The 14799-nt window shown below is 47.3% G+C and carries 13 protein-coding genes; 6 read left to right on the top strand and 7 right to left on the bottom strand.

The genetic code is table 11. The features are described 5' to 3' along the window. Positions 1–116: 116 nt before the first annotated feature. The 4 genes from rapA (at position 117) to LU290_RS01470 (ending at position 5506) form a co-directional block, all read left to right on the top strand. Complete coding sequence (gene rapA, locus LU290_RS01455) at positions 117–2978, top strand: RNA polymerase-associated protein RapA (protein ID WP_277808801.1); 2862 nt, start codon at positions 117–119, stop codon at positions 2976–2978. 51 nt (positions 2979–3029) lie between these two features. Further along, positions 3030–3419, top strand: coding sequence for a 5-carboxymethyl-2-hydroxymuconate Delta-isomerase (locus LU290_RS01460; RefSeq protein ID WP_277808802.1), 390 nt, complete (start codon positions 3030–3032; stop codon positions 3417–3419). Between the two features lie 9 nt (positions 3420–3428). Then, a complete protein-coding gene (locus LU290_RS01465; protein WP_277808803.1) occupies positions 3429–4937 on the top strand; it encodes a YifB family Mg chelatase-like AAA ATPase in 1509 nt (502 codons plus the stop codon). 62 nt (positions 4938–4999) lie between these two features. After that, complete coding sequence (locus tag LU290_RS01470; RefSeq protein WP_277808804.1) at positions 5000–5506, top strand: hypothetical protein; 507 nt, start codon at positions 5000–5002, stop codon at positions 5504–5506. Positions 5507–5658: 152 nt separating this feature from the next. On the opposite strand, the gene LU290_RS01475 is transcribed toward LU290_RS01470, so the two are convergent. Beyond that, on the bottom strand, positions 5659–6354 hold the full coding sequence (locus tag LU290_RS01475; protein WP_277808805.1) for a phosphoglycolate phosphatase: 696 nt from the start codon (positions 6352–6354) through the stop codon (positions 5659–5661). Between the two features lie 513 nt (positions 6355–6867). Between LU290_RS01475 and LU290_RS01480 the strand changes: the two genes are divergently transcribed. Next, positions 6868–7410 (top strand): porin family protein, encoded by a 543-nt coding sequence (locus LU290_RS01480; RefSeq protein ID WP_277808806.1) that lies wholly within the window; start codon positions 6868–6870, stop codon positions 7408–7410. Positions 7411–7535: 125 nt separating this feature from the next. Here the strand turns inward: LU290_RS01480 and minE are convergent, their stop codons facing one another. The 5 genes from minE to yihG all read right to left on the bottom strand — a co-directional run bounded on the left by minE (position 7536) and on the right by yihG (position 12064). Then, positions 7536–7811, bottom strand: coding sequence for a cell division topological specificity factor MinE (gene minE / locus LU290_RS01485; RefSeq protein WP_277808807.1), 276 nt, complete (start codon positions 7809–7811; stop codon positions 7536–7538). A 1-nt stretch (position 7812) separates the two neighbouring features. Continuing rightward, positions 7813–8628, bottom strand: a complete 816-nt coding sequence (gene minD / locus LU290_RS01490) for a septum site-determining protein MinD (RefSeq protein WP_277808808.1) — start codon at positions 8626–8628, stop codon at positions 7813–7815. A 220-nt stretch (positions 8629–8848) separates the two neighbouring features. Then, positions 8849–9571 (bottom strand): septum site-determining protein MinC, encoded by a 723-nt coding sequence (gene minC, locus LU290_RS01495; protein ID WP_277808809.1) that lies wholly within the window; start codon positions 9569–9571, stop codon positions 8849–8851. A 362-nt stretch (positions 9572–9933) separates the two neighbouring features. After that, positions 9934–11037 (bottom strand): hypothetical protein, encoded by a 1104-nt coding sequence (locus LU290_RS01500; RefSeq protein ID WP_277808810.1) that lies wholly within the window; start codon positions 11035–11037, stop codon positions 9934–9936. A gap of 43 nt (positions 11038–11080) precedes the next feature. After that, entirely contained in the window at positions 11081–12064 is a 984-nt protein-coding gene (yihG, locus tag LU290_RS01505; protein WP_277808811.1) for a 1-acylglycerol-3-phosphate O-acyltransferase, YihG family, read from the bottom strand. 609 nt (positions 12065–12673) lie between these two features. Here yihG and LU290_RS01510 point away from each other — a divergent pair. Beyond that, complete coding sequence (locus LU290_RS01510; RefSeq protein WP_277808812.1) at positions 12674–13324, top strand: YiaD family glycine zipper/OmpA-like lipoprotein; 651 nt, start codon at positions 12674–12676, stop codon at positions 13322–13324. A 147-nt stretch (positions 13325–13471) separates the two neighbouring features. Here LU290_RS01510 and mutY read toward each other — a convergent pair whose 3' ends face one another. After that, entirely contained in the window at positions 13472–14647 is a 1176-nt protein-coding gene (mutY, locus tag LU290_RS01515; protein WP_277808813.1) for an A/G-specific adenine glycosylase, read from the bottom strand. Positions 14648–14799: the final 152 nt, after the last annotated feature.

Below are 14799 nucleotides of genomic sequence, written 5' to 3' on the forward strand. Positions count from 1 at the left end.
TTAGGGCGGTGTAAAAATGCGAAAACTGATGATAAATTTTGCTTTTTTTAGTAAAATAAGGGGTTTTGAATAATAAATCATGACAACATCTGTTGTAGATAAATGAAGAGTATTTTATGAGTCAATTTGCCATTGGTCAGCGTTATCTGTCAGATTCTGAAAGCAATCTTGGGCTTGGGGTGGTCATCGATGTTGATGAGCGCTGTGTGTCGGTGCTGTTTCCGCAGTCTGAGGAGACTCGTGTGTATGCCAAAGCGTCTGCACTGCTGTCTCGTGTGGTGTTCTTTGAGGGCGATACGGTGACAGACCAAGAGGGCAATCAGCACATCGTGGCTCGCTGTGAAGATGTTGCTGGCGTCATGCGTTATCATTTGACTTGTGGTAAATCGCTCATGGAGACTCGTTTGGCAGCGAACATCACGCTTGCCAAGCCACTTGAACGCCTATTGGCAGGTCGCATTGAGAATAATGAATGGTACGACTTACGCCAAGATGCCCTAAAACTACAAGCCATGCTGTCTCGCCATCCTTTGCGAGGCTTGATGGGGGCGAGGGTGGATGTCATTCGCCATCAGCTGTACATCGCTCATGAGGTCGGTAAGCGTCTGTCTCCCCGTGTGCTGTTGGCGGACGAAGTGGGGCTGGGTAAGACCATCGAGGCAGGACTCATCATTCATCAGCAAATCATCACGGGTAAGGCAAATCGGGTACTGATTTTGGTGCCAGATAGCCTTCAATATCAATGGATGATTGAGCTAAAACGCCGTTTTAATTTGGATTTTTCTATTTTTGATTTGGTGCGAACGGCGTCCATCAAAGAACACAACCCTGACCAAAATGTCTTTGCCACCGAGCAGTACATCATTGCAGGCATTGATTTATTATTAGACCATCATGATTTGTATGAGCAGGCATTCGCTGCTGGGTTTGATTTATTGGTTGTTGATGAAGCACATCATTTGCAATGGGATACTGAGCAAGGCGGTAATGACAAATACGACCTTGTGGCGGACTTTGCGGCGCATACCGCAGGCGTGCTACTTTTGACCGCCACGCCAGAACAGCTTGGCGTGGAGAGTCATTTTGCCAGATTAAGATTGCTTGATCCGCATCGTTTTGATGATTTGGACGATTTTATTGCCAGTCAAGAGGCGTTCGGCGATGTGGCGATGGTGGCGACATTGCTGATTGAGGGTAAGGCGTTATCTGATAAGCAAATCACGGCAGTGGCAGGGCTACTTGGCTTTGGTGTGGAGCAGGTGGCAGACATTAACGACAACGACAAACTGCGTACGCACATCATCAACGAGCTGCTTGACCGTCATGGTACAGGGCGTGTGCTGTTTCGTAATACTCGTGATAGCGTGCAGGGTTTTTATGGGCGTACCAGCATTCCATATCCACTGCCGTTACCGACCGCCTGGCAAGGCACGCACTATACCAATGGTAAATTGCGTGAACAGCTGTGGGGTGAGGAAAATTATCCAGATGGTTCGTGGCTAGAATCTGATCCGCGTGTGAATTGGCTGATTAACCTTTTAAAAGAGCCACTGCGTCATAAAAAAGTTTTGCTCATTGCCAGAAGTGGGGCGACTGCCGAGAGTCTTGAAGCAGTGCTAAGACTGCACGCGGGCATTCGCACGGCAATCTTTACCGAGCAGATGAGTCTGCTTGAGCGAGATCAGGCGGCGGCGTATTTTGCTGATGTGAATGGAGCGCGGATTTTGCTGTGCAGTGAGATTGGCTCAGAGGGGCGTAATTTTCAGTTTGCACAGGATTTGGTGTTGTTTGATTTGCCTGCCAACCCAGACACCCTAGAACAGCGTATTGGTCGTCTTGATCGTATTGGACAGATTGCTAAGATCAATTTGCATGTGCCGTTTGTGGTGGGGACAGCCCAAGAACGCCTGTATAACTGGTATGATGGGGCGCTTAATATTTTTAACCAAATCAGTCCAACCGCCCAATCTGTCCAAGAGCATTTCATTGCTGAGCTAAAACCTTTGCTTGAAGGTGAAGATAGCGAAGACAATCGTGAGGCATTGGCTCATCTGATTGCCCAAGGATCAATGCTAAGAGCGGAGCTAGAAGCAGAGCTGCAAGCGGGGCGAGACAGATTGCTTGAGTATAATTCTTGTCGTCCAAATGTGGCAGGTCGCATTGCTCAGGCGATGATGGAGCTGGACAATGACAAGCTGCTGCCGATGTTCTTGGATCGCTATTTTGAGGCGGTGAATATTGATTATAGCATTCAGCGTGATAATTCGTGGATCGTTCATCCGATTGATGCCCAAGAGGTAGATATTGAGGGGATTGAGTCCCTGCCGTTTGGTGAAGATGGCATGACTTTGACTTTTGATCGTAAGCAGGCATTGGCTCGTGAAGACATGGATTATATGACTTATGAGCATCCGCTGATTACCAGCATTCTTGAGATGGTAACATCAGGGGCGTTTGGTAATACGCAGGTCGCCATGCTCAAATCTGCCGCCATGCCACAAGGTATGCTACTGGTTGAAAATCATTTTCGCATTGAGGCGATTGCCCCAAAACATTTCAACCTGACCGCTTATTTGCCACAGCAGGTGCTACGAGTATTTTTGACCGAGCGAGGCGATGATTTGAGCAAAGTTGCCACCAGCGAAAAAATCCTACCGCTCATTGAACGCCTTGACAAATCACGAGCCAGACAAGTCATCAAAGCTCGTGCGTCTGTGATTGAGACGCAGGCGAGCCGTGCCAAAGAGCTGGCTTATGATCAGCTGGCTCAAATCAGCCGTGATGCCACCGCCCAGTACAGTGAGTATTTAAATAAGGAAATCAGCCGTCTAAAACGCCTACAGGCCATCAACCCAAATGTGCGAGATGGCGAAATCATTGAGCTTGAAAAAATGCTCGCTCAGGGCGTGGAGGCGTTGGCGAATTTATCGCTGGTACCTGACAGCATTCGTGTGCTGGTGTGTGTTAAGCCGTCTTGATGGTGGGTTGATTTTGCCGTTTTATTTTAACATGATCAAAAGGAAGTTGCCGTGCCACATTTGATTTTAGAAGTCAGCCAAGGTGTACAAATTGACGAAAACGAGCTGTTGTCTGCCGCTAATCATGCTTTGTTTGCCACAGGGCAATTTAAAGAGGCTAAAGACATCAAAAGTCGCATTCATCGCACCCATGCCAGCTTGATTGGGCTTGGGGCGGACGATGGCGAGTTGTTCGTGTCGGCACGATTGCTCATCATGGCGGGGCGAGATGATGCGACCAAGCATGCTTTGGTTGAGACGGTGTTAAGTAGCTTGCAAGCCGTCATCGGTCAAGCTCACACTAATGTGCAGTATGCGGTGGATTTGCAAGAATTGTCGCCTTATTATCATTTAAACGAAAATGCCTGCCGATTGGCGTTAAAATTTACAAGGAACTGTTAAGGAATTGTCATGTCGTTTGCTCAGGTTTTGACTCGCTCGGTGGTGGGGCTACACGCTCCAGCCGTAACGGTGGAGGTGCATTTGTCGCAAGGCATGCCTGCTTTGACCATCGTGGGGCTGGCAGAGGCGGCGGTGCGAGAGAGTAAAGACCGTGTGCGTTCAGCACTCATTAACAGCGATTTTGACTTCCCAAGTCGTAGGCTTACCATCAATCTTGCCCCAGCGGATTTGCCCAAAGATGGCTCCCGCCTTGATTTGCCGATTGCAATGGGTATTTTGGCGGCGAGTGGTCAAGTAGATGAGCGTGTGCTTGATGGCTTTGAGTTTGTGGGCGAGCTTGCCCTAAATGGTGAACTTCGTCCCATCTCTGGGGCGTTGTCCGTGGCGTTGGCGATGAAAAATGCCCCACAAAAGCGAACGCTGATTGTACCAAAAGCCAATGCGGACGAGGCGGCAAGGGTTGTAGGCGTTACCGTGCTTGGGGCAGATGATTTGCAGGCAGTATGTCGCCATTTAGATGTGGTGAGTGGCATCAGCCAAAATCAAGCCGATTTGCTCACGCCTACCGTGAGTGCCACCGCCCAAGCAGAAGTGGCGTATCCTTTGGATTTGTCTGACATTAAAGGGCAACACCACGCTCGCCGTGCCTTAGAGATTGCGGCGGCAGGCGGGCATTCGCTGCTGTTTAAAGGTCCACCGGGTTCTGGTAAGACACTCATGTCGTCTCGTTTGCCGAGTATTTTGCCGTCTTTGAGCGATGAAGAGGCATTAGAAGTGGCAAGCGTCTATTCGGTGGCAGGTGTGGCGTGTGATTATGGCGTGAGACCATTTCGTCAGGTGCATCATACGGTGTCTGGCGTGGCGTTGGTGGGTGGCGGTTCTCGCCCAAAACCGGGGGAGATTTCGCTAGCACATAAAGGCGTGCTGTTTTTGGACGAATTGCCAGAATTTGACAAAAAAGTCCTTGAAGTGCTCAGACAGCCCATTGAATCCAAAGAAATCGTCATCAGCCGTGCGAGCAGCCAAGTGGCATTTCCTGCTGATTTTCAGCTCATCGCCGCCATGAATCCGTGTCCGTGTGGCTACCATGGCGATGGTACGAATCGTTGCCATTGTAAGAGCGATCAGGTTCGCCGTTATCAAGACCGCATTTCAGGGCCGCTGATGGATCGCATTGACTTGCACATTCATGTGCCTGCACTGCCCTTGGATGATCTACAAAATGCCCCACAAGGCGAGTCGTCTGCTCTCGTGCGTATTCGTGTGGCAAACGCTCGTCAGCTTGCCCTAGCTCGTCAAGGCAAAGCCAATAATGAGCTGACGCCCAGCGAAATTGACCAATTCATCAAACTTGGCGATAACGAAAAAAATCTCATCAAGACCGCCCAAGCTCGCCTAAATCTATCAGCTCGTAGTTATCATCGCATTTTAAAAGTCGCTCGTACGATTGCAGATTTGGCAGGTGCGGACGAAGTTGGTACGGCTCATGTGGCAGAGGCGTTAAGTTATCGTGGCTGACGATGGGCGTTTTTATGATGTGGTTGAATTTATCATGACTTATGGGTCGTGTAGGAGATTTTATGAAAAGTGTTAAATTGCTTACCTTTATCGGTGTATCCATTTTGTCTGTCGGCATTGCCCATGCCGCTGCCCAAGAATACATCAATGTCAAAAAGCACTGCGTCATCATCAAAAATGGCAAGGTCGTCAAACAGCAAGCTTGCACGGCGGATGGCTATGAACACGCTGCGGCTGGCTATGGCGGTGGTTTTGGTTGGGATTTTAAGCCCATCAAAGGCTATGGAGCGATTAGTGTGGAAGGTGGTGTTTCATTAAAAGAGGATAGCAGGGGCAATATTGTCACCGATCATGAGGGTAATAGCGTCATTGATAAAGAGTGGCTTGATTTAAATAACAAGCCTGCCATCAGTCGTTATCGCTTCCCTAAGACTTTTAAGGTATTTACCACAGCAGATGAACAAAAGTGGTACAACGGCACATTAAAAGACGCTAAGGGCAAAGAAATTGACCCTTATCAGTGCTATTATCACAAGAAAAACCCGCAATACGAATTTTGTCATCAATAGTTCATGATAAAAAAACTCGCCTGAGTCTTAGGTTAGGTTGAGCTTGCGAAAACCCAACAGATTCAATAAGTTACATTACAAATGTTGGGTTTGGCTTTGCTCAACCCAACCTACAAAAGGTGTATTACCTTATCAGTTTGATGGATGTCATCTTAGGCGAAATGACCTAAAATAAAATCCACCAACGCCCCAAATTCATCAAACACCGCATCAGGACGGCTGTCGCTGATGGGTTTGTCGTAGTTGTAGCCGTAGCTGAGTGCCAGCGTGGTCATGCCAGCATTTTTGCCTGCCAAGATGTCATTTTCTGAGTCGCCCACCATGACGGCGTGCGTATTTTCCACGCCAAGTGTCTGGCAAATGTGGTGCAGTGGGGCAGGGTCTGGCTTTTTGACGCTTAGGCTGTCGCCACCGATGACGCAGGCGAATGTGTCCGTCCAGCCCATATTTTTTAGAATCTCTGGCAAAAATTGCACAGGTTTATTGGTGCAGATGGCAAGCCTAAATCCTTGCTTGGCAAGTCGCTCCAATCCTTCGCTGACGCCAGCGTATTCTACCGTTTTGTCATGACAATGTGCGTATTTTTGCAAAAAAATCTTATGAGCGGTTTCAAGTTCGGTCAAAGGCAGTCCTGCCCACACCAACGCACGCTCCACCAGCTTTAACGACCCATTACCCACCCAAGTGCGTACATGATCAACGCCTGCTGTCGGTGCATTTAGCGCTGTCAAAGTCGCATCTACCGCCGCCGCCAAATCAGGCACGCTGTCAATGAGTGTGCCGTCCAAATCAAAAATGATGAGCGATTTTTTTGATGAATGGGTTGATGAATTGGTTGTTTTGGTCATATTTTCCCCCAAATTTGTCCCAAGTTTGTCCAAAATTTATCTAAATTTGCCAAAAAATGATAAAGATAGCCGTTTTTGGCATTGTAACATAAAATCTTTTTTCGCCAATGATTTTCAAAAATTGTAACAAATCATGACTTTTGGGTGGATTTTTGGCGAATGATGGCGGTATTTTTGGCAAAATGTGATGTTGGTGCGTAATTTTTATAAATTTTCATGAGATGATTGAACAAATTTTTGGCAAATTTGCCCCAAAAATGTTGCAAAATTGGTCTTTTGAGATAAAAAAAGCGGATTTTGTTGAAAATGATAACGAAAAATTGCAAAAAATGGGCGAATGTTGTCAAGTCGGTGCAAATGTTTGCAAAACTTTACATTTCACCCTACAAACACGCACAGTCATTAAGAAATATTTTGTTACTATGATTCCAACGCAAAGAGCAGTACAAAATACTCTTTGGTTAAAACAACAAACAAAGCAAGCGGTGCTTAACCGCATTTTAGGAGAAACACATGAAAACTCTAAACAAAGCAATCCTAGCACTAGGCGCATCATCAATCCTAGCCATGAGCGCAAACGCAGCCATCACTTATGGCTCAGCAGCGGCAGGTCAGCCTTATGTGGGCGTAAAAGTCGGTCAAATCGATGTGGATGGCTTGCCAAGCAAAGCAACTGCATACGGTGTGTATGGTGGCTACAACTTCGACCAAAACTTCGGTGCAGAAGTGGAGTATGTTGGTTCTGAAACTAAGGGTTATAGCGAAGGTTTGGCAAATTACGAATACGATGCTAAGACCTATGGCGCATACGGTACTTACCGCTACCACTTCAACAACACACCAGTCTATGCCAAAGGCAAACTGGGTATCGCAAAAACCGAAGTGGAAGATAAAGGTGTGAATGTGAACTACACTTCATCATCTGACAAAACCAGCCTAGCAGGCGGTGTGGCAGTAGGCTTTAACGCTACGCCAAACTTCGGCATCGAAGCAGGCTATAACTACCTAAATGCAGACGCTTCTATGTGGGGCGTGGGCGCTCACCTAAAATTCTAATCTGTTAACGATTAGAAATCTAAAAAACAGCCGTCAATCTGATGGCTGTTTTTTTGGGATTCATAAAACAATAAAAACGCCCAAAAAATTTGAGCGTTCTTACTGGTATCAATGCGTTAAAAGCATCATTTGCGATCAGGCAGGCTGATGCTCATCTCTAACATATCAATGTTGTCTTCGTGATGGTGATTGATGTTCACATCGCTGATTTGTACGCCATTGACATATTTATTGACCACTTGCAAAATCTCTCGTTTCATCTGCTCGATGCGATCGGCAGTCAGGCGTGTGTTTAGACGATCGGAGCTTGCCACGATGACTTTTAAGCGATCCTTGGCGATGTCGGCGCTGCTTGGCGTGTCATTACCACCAAATAATGATGCCCAAAATCCTTTCTTCATATCAGCCTCCAAAAAGTTTTGCAAAGAAGCCTTTCTTCTTCACTTCTAGGTGGCGAAGTGGTCGTTCTTCACCCAAGAAGCGTGCGACGATGTCCTCATAGCATTGACCTGCGGCAGATTCTGGGTAATGAATGACAGGCTGACCATGGTTTGAGGCTTCAAGCACGGCGTTGCTTTCTGGAATCACGCCAATCAAAGGCACACGCAAGATCTCATTGGCGATGGTATCGATGTCCATCATCTCGCCTTGGGCGGCACGCTCTGGGTTGTAACGAGTGATGATGAGATGCTCTTTGACGCTGCCACCTTCCTCGACACGCTTGGTGCGAGACTGCAAGATGCCGATGATGCGGTCTGAGTCTCGTACTGATGAGACTTCTGGGTTGGTCACGATCAGCGCCTCGTCAGCATGATACATGGCAAGCTGAGCGCCACGCTCAATACCTGCTGGGCTGTCACAGACAATGTAATCAAAGCCCAAGTCCTCTGACAGCTCTTTCATGACGGCAGCCACACCTTCGTCAGTCAGAGCGTCTTTATCACGAGTTTGTGACGCAGGTAAGATGTACAGGTTTTCCAATTGTTTGTCTTTGACCAGTGCTTGTGTCAGCTTGGCGTTGCCACTGATGACATCGACAAAGTCATAGACGATGCGGTTTTCACAGCCCATGATGAGGTCTAGGTTGCGCAGGCCCACATCAAAGTCGATGATGACAGTTTTAAAGCCACGCTTGGCAAGACCTGCGCCAAATGATGCACTGGTGGTGGTTTTGCCAACGCCACCTTTACCTGAGGTTACTACGATGATTTTCGCCACAATGGCACTCCTTAACATCTAAAAAATAATCGATCAGCCAAATCGGCTGAATTTGAAAAAAAATCGTTAAAATTTATTGATTTATGCACATTGTATCATTGATTGTCATCAATGATGATGCAAAAATCTGTAATAGTTTGTTAGAATTTCTCACAAAAACATCACAGGGCTGGACTTTTGGGGCTTGGTGGCATCAATAAGCCGTCAGCCGCTCGCACCATCAAGTCTTAATCAAAGAAAAAATAAGCCCTTTGTTTTCATCAAAGCTGACTTGCACGGCTTGATCGATCATCTGACTGGGAATGTCTTCGCTTAGGCAGTAAGTGCCTGCCACCGATACTAAGGTTGGGTTGAATTTTTGACAAAAAATGCGAGCATTCTTATCGCCCGTTGCGCCTGCCACCAAGCGACCCAAGCCGTGTCCATAGATGTGTAGGCTGTGATCTGTGATGACTTCTGCGCCCTGATTGACACCGCCGATGATGGTCAGATCGCCACCGAAATGATGAATGCTCTGCCCTGAGCGCACCATCTGCGTGTGCGTGCCAGAAGTGCCAGTGGGCGTGGTCACATCCTTTGATGACTGTGTCTCGGGCGGGGTTTGCTTGGGTTCTGCTTGGGTTTCTGGCGCTGTTTTGACTTCCAAGCGACCGATTCTCTTGCCGTCGGCAGGCAAGATTGCCAAACGCAAATCTTGTGCCTGCGCATCAAGCACACCCTCTGCCACACCGATTGGCTGTACGCCCATCGACCACAAAAGCTCAACCAATGCTGACAAATCAAGCATCACTTCACTGTCGATGATCGCAGGAATGCCAGTTGTCTCTGGATTGCTACCGATCAGCTGGGTCAATTCTGTCTGAATGTCGCCAAGATTGTCTGTACTAATTTTAATTCGGCTAAATGCCAGCATTTTGCCAAATAACTGAACGGCTTTACTCATAATCATCAACCATCACAAAAAATAAAAAATAAAAATGTAGGGCGTATCGAACTTTCTATGCGTCGCTGCCATGCTAAATCAGCATCCGTTATGCCAAATGCCAACCACCCAAGATTTGTAGTGGCAGGCGAAGGTTAAAATCGTCCTGTGCCGATGCAAAGTTTTAACGCAAGGTTTCAATGCAAAGTGTCGATGCAAAATTTTACATCCGTCAGGCATTCTTGCTCCAACCACAATTTTTACTCGCCTTTGCTTGTCCAACATCCTTAAAAGTAAAAGTTAAGATTGTAGCATTTTTTTATTCATGAAAAAACAGCAAAACCAGTAATCATCGAAATTTTTGCCTTTTGCCTTTTGCTTTTTTAATGATGCTCTGACACTACCGCCTTGATCTGCTCGGTGTGTCGCCACTGTTGAGCCTTGATTTGCGCTTCAAAGGCGCTAAGCGCATCTTCGGTGATGTCTGCCACCAGCTTTTGTAGGGCGGGGCGATTGATGTCAATGTGTGCAATGCCATGAGCGATCTGTGCCATGAGTGCATCCAGCGTCTTTTCATCAAATAAGTGAGCATTGACGGAGGTGGTAACATTCTTGCCAATGCGCTTGCCGATGGTGGTGATTTGATTTTCGATCAGCGAGCCTGCCACAGGAATGAGTTTTAGGTATTTGCTAAATTCTGGCGTGTCAATGAGCGCCCGCTCCACCGCAAGCCCGATGTCGCTCGACAGTTGCTCGCCGACTTCATGTTCAAATGCGCCTTGTAGCCGTGGGGTTAGCTCAGTTTTTAGTAGCTCTAAGACTGCCTGCTCGATGGCGGGGCGATTTTTATTGAGCGTGTCTTGGATGAGTTTGTCGTGCGTCTTTGAGCGTCGGATTTGCGCACGCAGATTGTCCGTCGCTGTCAAGATGACTCGGTCGGACAGCTCTTCTAATAGCACGCCATAATAAAATTTGCCCGAAGTAATCCAGCGCTCTGGAATGATTTTGATGCCCACTTTATGCAGGCGCTTGATGATGATGCCAGCACGCAACAGTCTAAGCGCACGCAAGGCAGGAAAACACGCCAAAGTCTCGTACCAATGCACAAATGAAAAGAAAAACCAGCGATGATAGGTGTGATTGACGATGGCAAGCACCCAGCGCACACCAAGCTCCACCACCCAAAACAGCGTAAATGCACCGCTAACAGTCGCCACCGAAGTGTGATGCTGCGTGTGATAGACCGCCAAGGCATCGCCAAGCCCCAGCCATCTGGCGGCGTATTCAGCAAGCACGCTCATCAAAATACCATCGATCAGCATCAGCAGCAAATCCACCACCAACAAGCCAAGCATTAAGATGTCGTAGGCGATTTTTAGGCGGCTGGGTCTGTCGTCGTGCTCACCACCATACAGCGGCACGACATCGGCAGGGATTTCGTGCGTTTGGGGAATGCTTAGGTCGTCAAGATCGGGGGTTTGTCGCATGGGTGTCGGTCTTTTTTGTCTTTAAAAAAGTGAGTGTTTAAAATTAAGATTGGGGTGTCTTAGCTGTGGTCACATTGCCAAAGCCTGACAGCATCGCATCAATGCGCTCATCTTTGGCTTGCCAGACTTCATCGAGCCAAGCGAACAGCTCGGCTTTTACTTGCTCGTTATGATCGTACTCGCCATTTTTTAGGGCGTCAAATAGCTTAGGCTCAAGCTCGATGTGGCGAATGTCCACGCCAAGCCTTGTCAGTTTGCCTTGCCACAGATCGCCATACTCAGGGGCGCCGTCAGGATAGACCAAAGTCATGTCCAAAATGCCATCGATCTGCTCGCCAAGACTGCTGATGGCAAGCGCAAGCCCCCCTGCTTTGGGCTTTAATAGATGTCGATAGGGCGAGTTTTGCTTGGCGTGTTTGGCAGGCGTAAAGCGTGTGCCTTCTAGGTAGTTTAGCAGTACAAAGGGCTTGTCGGCGAGTAGCTGGCAGGCACGGCGAGCTTCATTGATGTCTCGGTTGGCAAGCGCAGGATTTTTGGCAATCTGCTCTTTGCTGTGGCGTTTCATCATCGGAAAGTCTAGAAAATAAAAGGTTTGACCGACAACAGGAATGTACAAAAGCTCATGTTTGGCAAAAAAGCGTGTGATTGGCAAGATGCCTTCGCTGACATATTGAATGATGCTGGTGTCCACCCATGACTGATGGTTGCAGATGAGCAGGTATTTGCCATTTGGGTTTAAGCCGTCAGGCAGGCTGATGCGCCAGTCTTTGGCGGGCAAGACCTTGTCAATCATGAAATTATTCGAGCGAATCCAATAGTCAGTCATGCTGATGATGGCGTCGTCAGCGACTTTGGATTTGCCAAAAATCTTGGCAAGACCTGCTGCATAAATCGGCATGGACAAGCCCAGACTGTTGGCGGCGATGCTACCTGTGCTGACGGCAAAAGAGAGCTTTTGGGCAAGTTTGGGCGATTTTTCGTGCAGCTTTTGAAAAAAGGGCAAGGTGCTGCGCTTGGGCTTGGTCATGATGTTGTCCTAAATCCTAAATGTGTGCATGAATCTGCGTCATTGAGATTGATTGGCACTGATTTTGATTTGCTTTTGCTTTGGTGTATCGCATGAATGTTACTGATAATGTAACAAGATATTAAAAATCAGTGCACAAATAAAAACTGTGGTCTATTTTAGCAAATTTTTCCCAAAAATCGGTAAATTTTCATCACTTGTTCCATAAAAAGCGATTTTTTGAAAAATTTTGATACAATATTTTTGTCAAATGCTCAATAATCATCAAGCATCCATCAAAAGCCGTGGCGAATAAAAGCGGGTGATGAGTGATTTTGCAAAACACCGTTTTATGCGTGATTTATCAAGAAAAATGATGCCATTTGTGAGTGTTTTTGGGCATCGCTTGGCGAGTATTGCATAAATAATCATAATGAAAACTCAACGGATGAGATACAGACTTACAACAGACAAGAAAGTTTTTTGGTTCATAATGTACTCAACCAAGCATTGTTTGTGTTCAAAATGATTTTTGGCACGGCAGGCTTTTAGGGAGATTTTTAAAAATACATTTTTGTTTTGATTTGCCAAAAAAATCAAAACACACACGACTTAAAAAAGGAGTCTATCATGAGCAAAATGAAACTACTTGCCGCATCAGCATTGGCATCAAGCATGGTCATCACAGGTTGCGCAAGCACTGGTGGCGTACAGGTAAATGACACCACTAAGAAAGCAGGTCTGGGCGCATTGGCAGGCGCTTTGGGTGGTGCTGCCATCTCTAAGGCGACTGGCGGTGAGCAGACTGGTCGTGATGCTGCCATCGGTGCGGTATTGGGCGCAGGTGTTGGTGCATACATGAGCAAGCAAGAAGCTAAGCTAAAACAGCAAACTGCTGGTACTGGCATCGAGGTGACTCGTGACCCTGTGACAAACAACATCAACCTTGCCATTCCAGAGGCGATCACTTTTGACAAAGGTCAATACGCCATCAAATCAAGCTCATACAATGCCTTGAACCAAGTGGCAAGAACCTTGAACGAATACAACCAAACTCAGGTTGTTGTTAATGGCTATGCGTCAGTTGAAGGCAGCGCTGCATTCAACCAAACATTGTCACAAAACCGTGCTAACGCTGTTGCTCGCTACCTAGTGAACCAAAGCGTTGCTGGCTCTCGTATCAGTGCCATCGGTCACGGCGCTACTTCTAAATTTGGCGCAGCTTATGAGCCAAACCGCCGTGTAGAAATCACCATCATCGCACCACAAAGCGTGAACTGATGCACGATGACTTGGCTAAAAAGAGCCAAAGCTTAAATGCAAACACCCCAGAGCTTTGGGGTGTTTTTTTTTGATGGTTTGGTCTTTTGACAATTTGGTCTTTTGTCGATTTGACTGTTGATATGATAATCTTGATAATCTAAAAGTCTAAATGCCTAATTTTATCATCGCCTTCGGTATGCCCAAATCTTGAGCGTCTTTTTGCCAATAAAATTCGGCATGGACAGCGGTGAGGGCGTGGCTGATTTGCCGATATAAATCATCGTCAATATCAAGCTCAACAAGCGACAAATGCCAATGAAAATGCGTGAGCGTGTGTTTGATGGTTTTGCTTGCTTTTAAAGGCAGATTTGGCAAAATATCAAGCACTTGGCGTTCGGCAAGGCTGGGACTTTGGGGTTTTTTGGTGCGTTCGTGGGCGGTTTTGGCGTGCGTCAAATCATGGGGCAGGCGTGCCATATCGCCTGATTCATCGGCAATCATCAGCATGGGTAAGGCGTACAAACCGTCCCAAATACCCCCATCGCTTTGTCTTTTTATCCACAGCAATCGCTCGCCATGTCGCACGGCAAACACCAGTGAATGACGGTGGGGTTTGGCGGTCTTTTTGGCTTTGACAGGGTAGGCGGTGGGGTTGCCTTGTCGGTGAGCAGTGCAGTCGGCAGACAGTGGGCAGGCTTGGCAGTCTGGGCGGGTGCGAGTGCAAAGTGTCGCCCCCAAATCCATCATCGCTTGGGCAAATTTTCCGCTCTCATCGGTGGGTGTGAGCGTGTCGGCAAGCGCCCACAGGACTTTGTCGGTGGCGGACTTTGTGATGTCGCCATCAATGCCCGCCCAGCGTGTCAGCACTCGCTTGACATTGCCATCACAAATCACGCCATAAGAACGCACGCCCATCGCCACAATCGCCCCTGCGGTGGAACGCCCCACGCCTTTGATGGCTTGCCAATCATCAACACTCTGCGGAAATTCGCCATTTTTTTCAATAAAATCAGCCACTTGCTTTGCCCCTGCGTGCAGATTTCTGGCTCGTGCATAGTAGCCAAGCCCTGCCCAAAGGCTCGCCACTTCGTCCCAGTTGGCATTTGCCAAATCTTGCACGGTGGGGAATTTTTTGATGAATTTTTCAAAGTAGCCCAGCACGGTGGCGACCTGTGTCTGTTGTAGCATGATTTCAGACAGCCACACGGCATAAATGTCAGATGTGTCGGCATGATGATATTGCCAAGGCAAATCGTGGCGACCGTGCGTGGCAAACCAAGTCAAAAGGCGTGGGGCGAAAGTGGCGTGATTATTTGCGTGGTTTGGGGTAGTGTGGTTCATGGATGAGTTTTGATTAATGGCTTTTAAGGGTGATTTGATAAATAAGCTTTATGGGGGCGTGGGCAGAATTTTCATCATCGATGAGTAATTTTATAAAAAATTATCAAAAAATTTATCAAAAAATCTTGCATATTCAAAAAGATGGACCTGCC

The organism is Moraxella nasibovis (assembly GCF_029581575.1).
GTDB classification, from domain to species: Bacteria; Pseudomonadota; Gammaproteobacteria; order Pseudomonadales; family Moraxellaceae; genus Moraxella; species Moraxella nasibovis.

Excerpts from the sequence above, each read along its gene's own strand:
- rapA (WP_277808801.1), top strand. The coding sequence starts at position 117 with ATGAGTCAATTTGCCATTGGTCAGCGTTATCTGTCAGATTCTGAAAGC.
- LU290_RS01465 (WP_277808803.1), top strand. The coding sequence starts at position 3,429 with ATGTCGTTTGCTCAGGTTTTGACTCGCTCGGTGGTGGGGCTACACGCT.
- LU290_RS01470 (WP_277808804.1), top strand. The coding sequence starts at position 5,000 with ATGAAAAGTGTTAAATTGCTTACCTTTATCGGTGTATCCATTTTGTCT.
- LU290_RS01475 (WP_277808805.1), bottom strand. The coding sequence starts at position 6,354 with ATGACCAAAACAACCAATTCATCAACCCATTCATCAAAAAAATCGCTC.
- LU290_RS01480 (WP_277808806.1), top strand. The coding sequence starts at position 6,868 with ATGAAAACTCTAAACAAAGCAATCCTAGCACTAGGCGCATCATCAATC.
- minE (WP_277808807.1), bottom strand. The coding sequence starts at position 7,811 with ATGAAGAAAGGATTTTGGGCATCATTATTTGGTGGTAATGACACGCCA.
- minC (WP_277808809.1), bottom strand. The coding sequence starts at position 9,571 with ATGAGTAAAGCCGTTCAGTTATTTGGCAAAATGCTGGCATTTAGCCGA.
- LU290_RS01500 (WP_277808810.1), bottom strand. The coding sequence starts at position 11,037 with ATGCGACAAACCCCCGATCTTGACGACCTAAGCATTCCCCAAACGCAC.
- yihG (WP_277808811.1), bottom strand. The coding sequence starts at position 12,064 with ATGACCAAGCCCAAGCGCAGCACCTTGCCCTTTTTTCAAAAGCTGCAC.
- LU290_RS01510 (WP_277808812.1), top strand. The coding sequence starts at position 12,674 with ATGAGCAAAATGAAACTACTTGCCGCATCAGCATTGGCATCAAGCATG.
- mutY (WP_277808813.1), bottom strand. The coding sequence starts at position 14,647 with ATGAACCACACTACCCCAAACCACGCAAATAATCACGCCACTTTCGCC.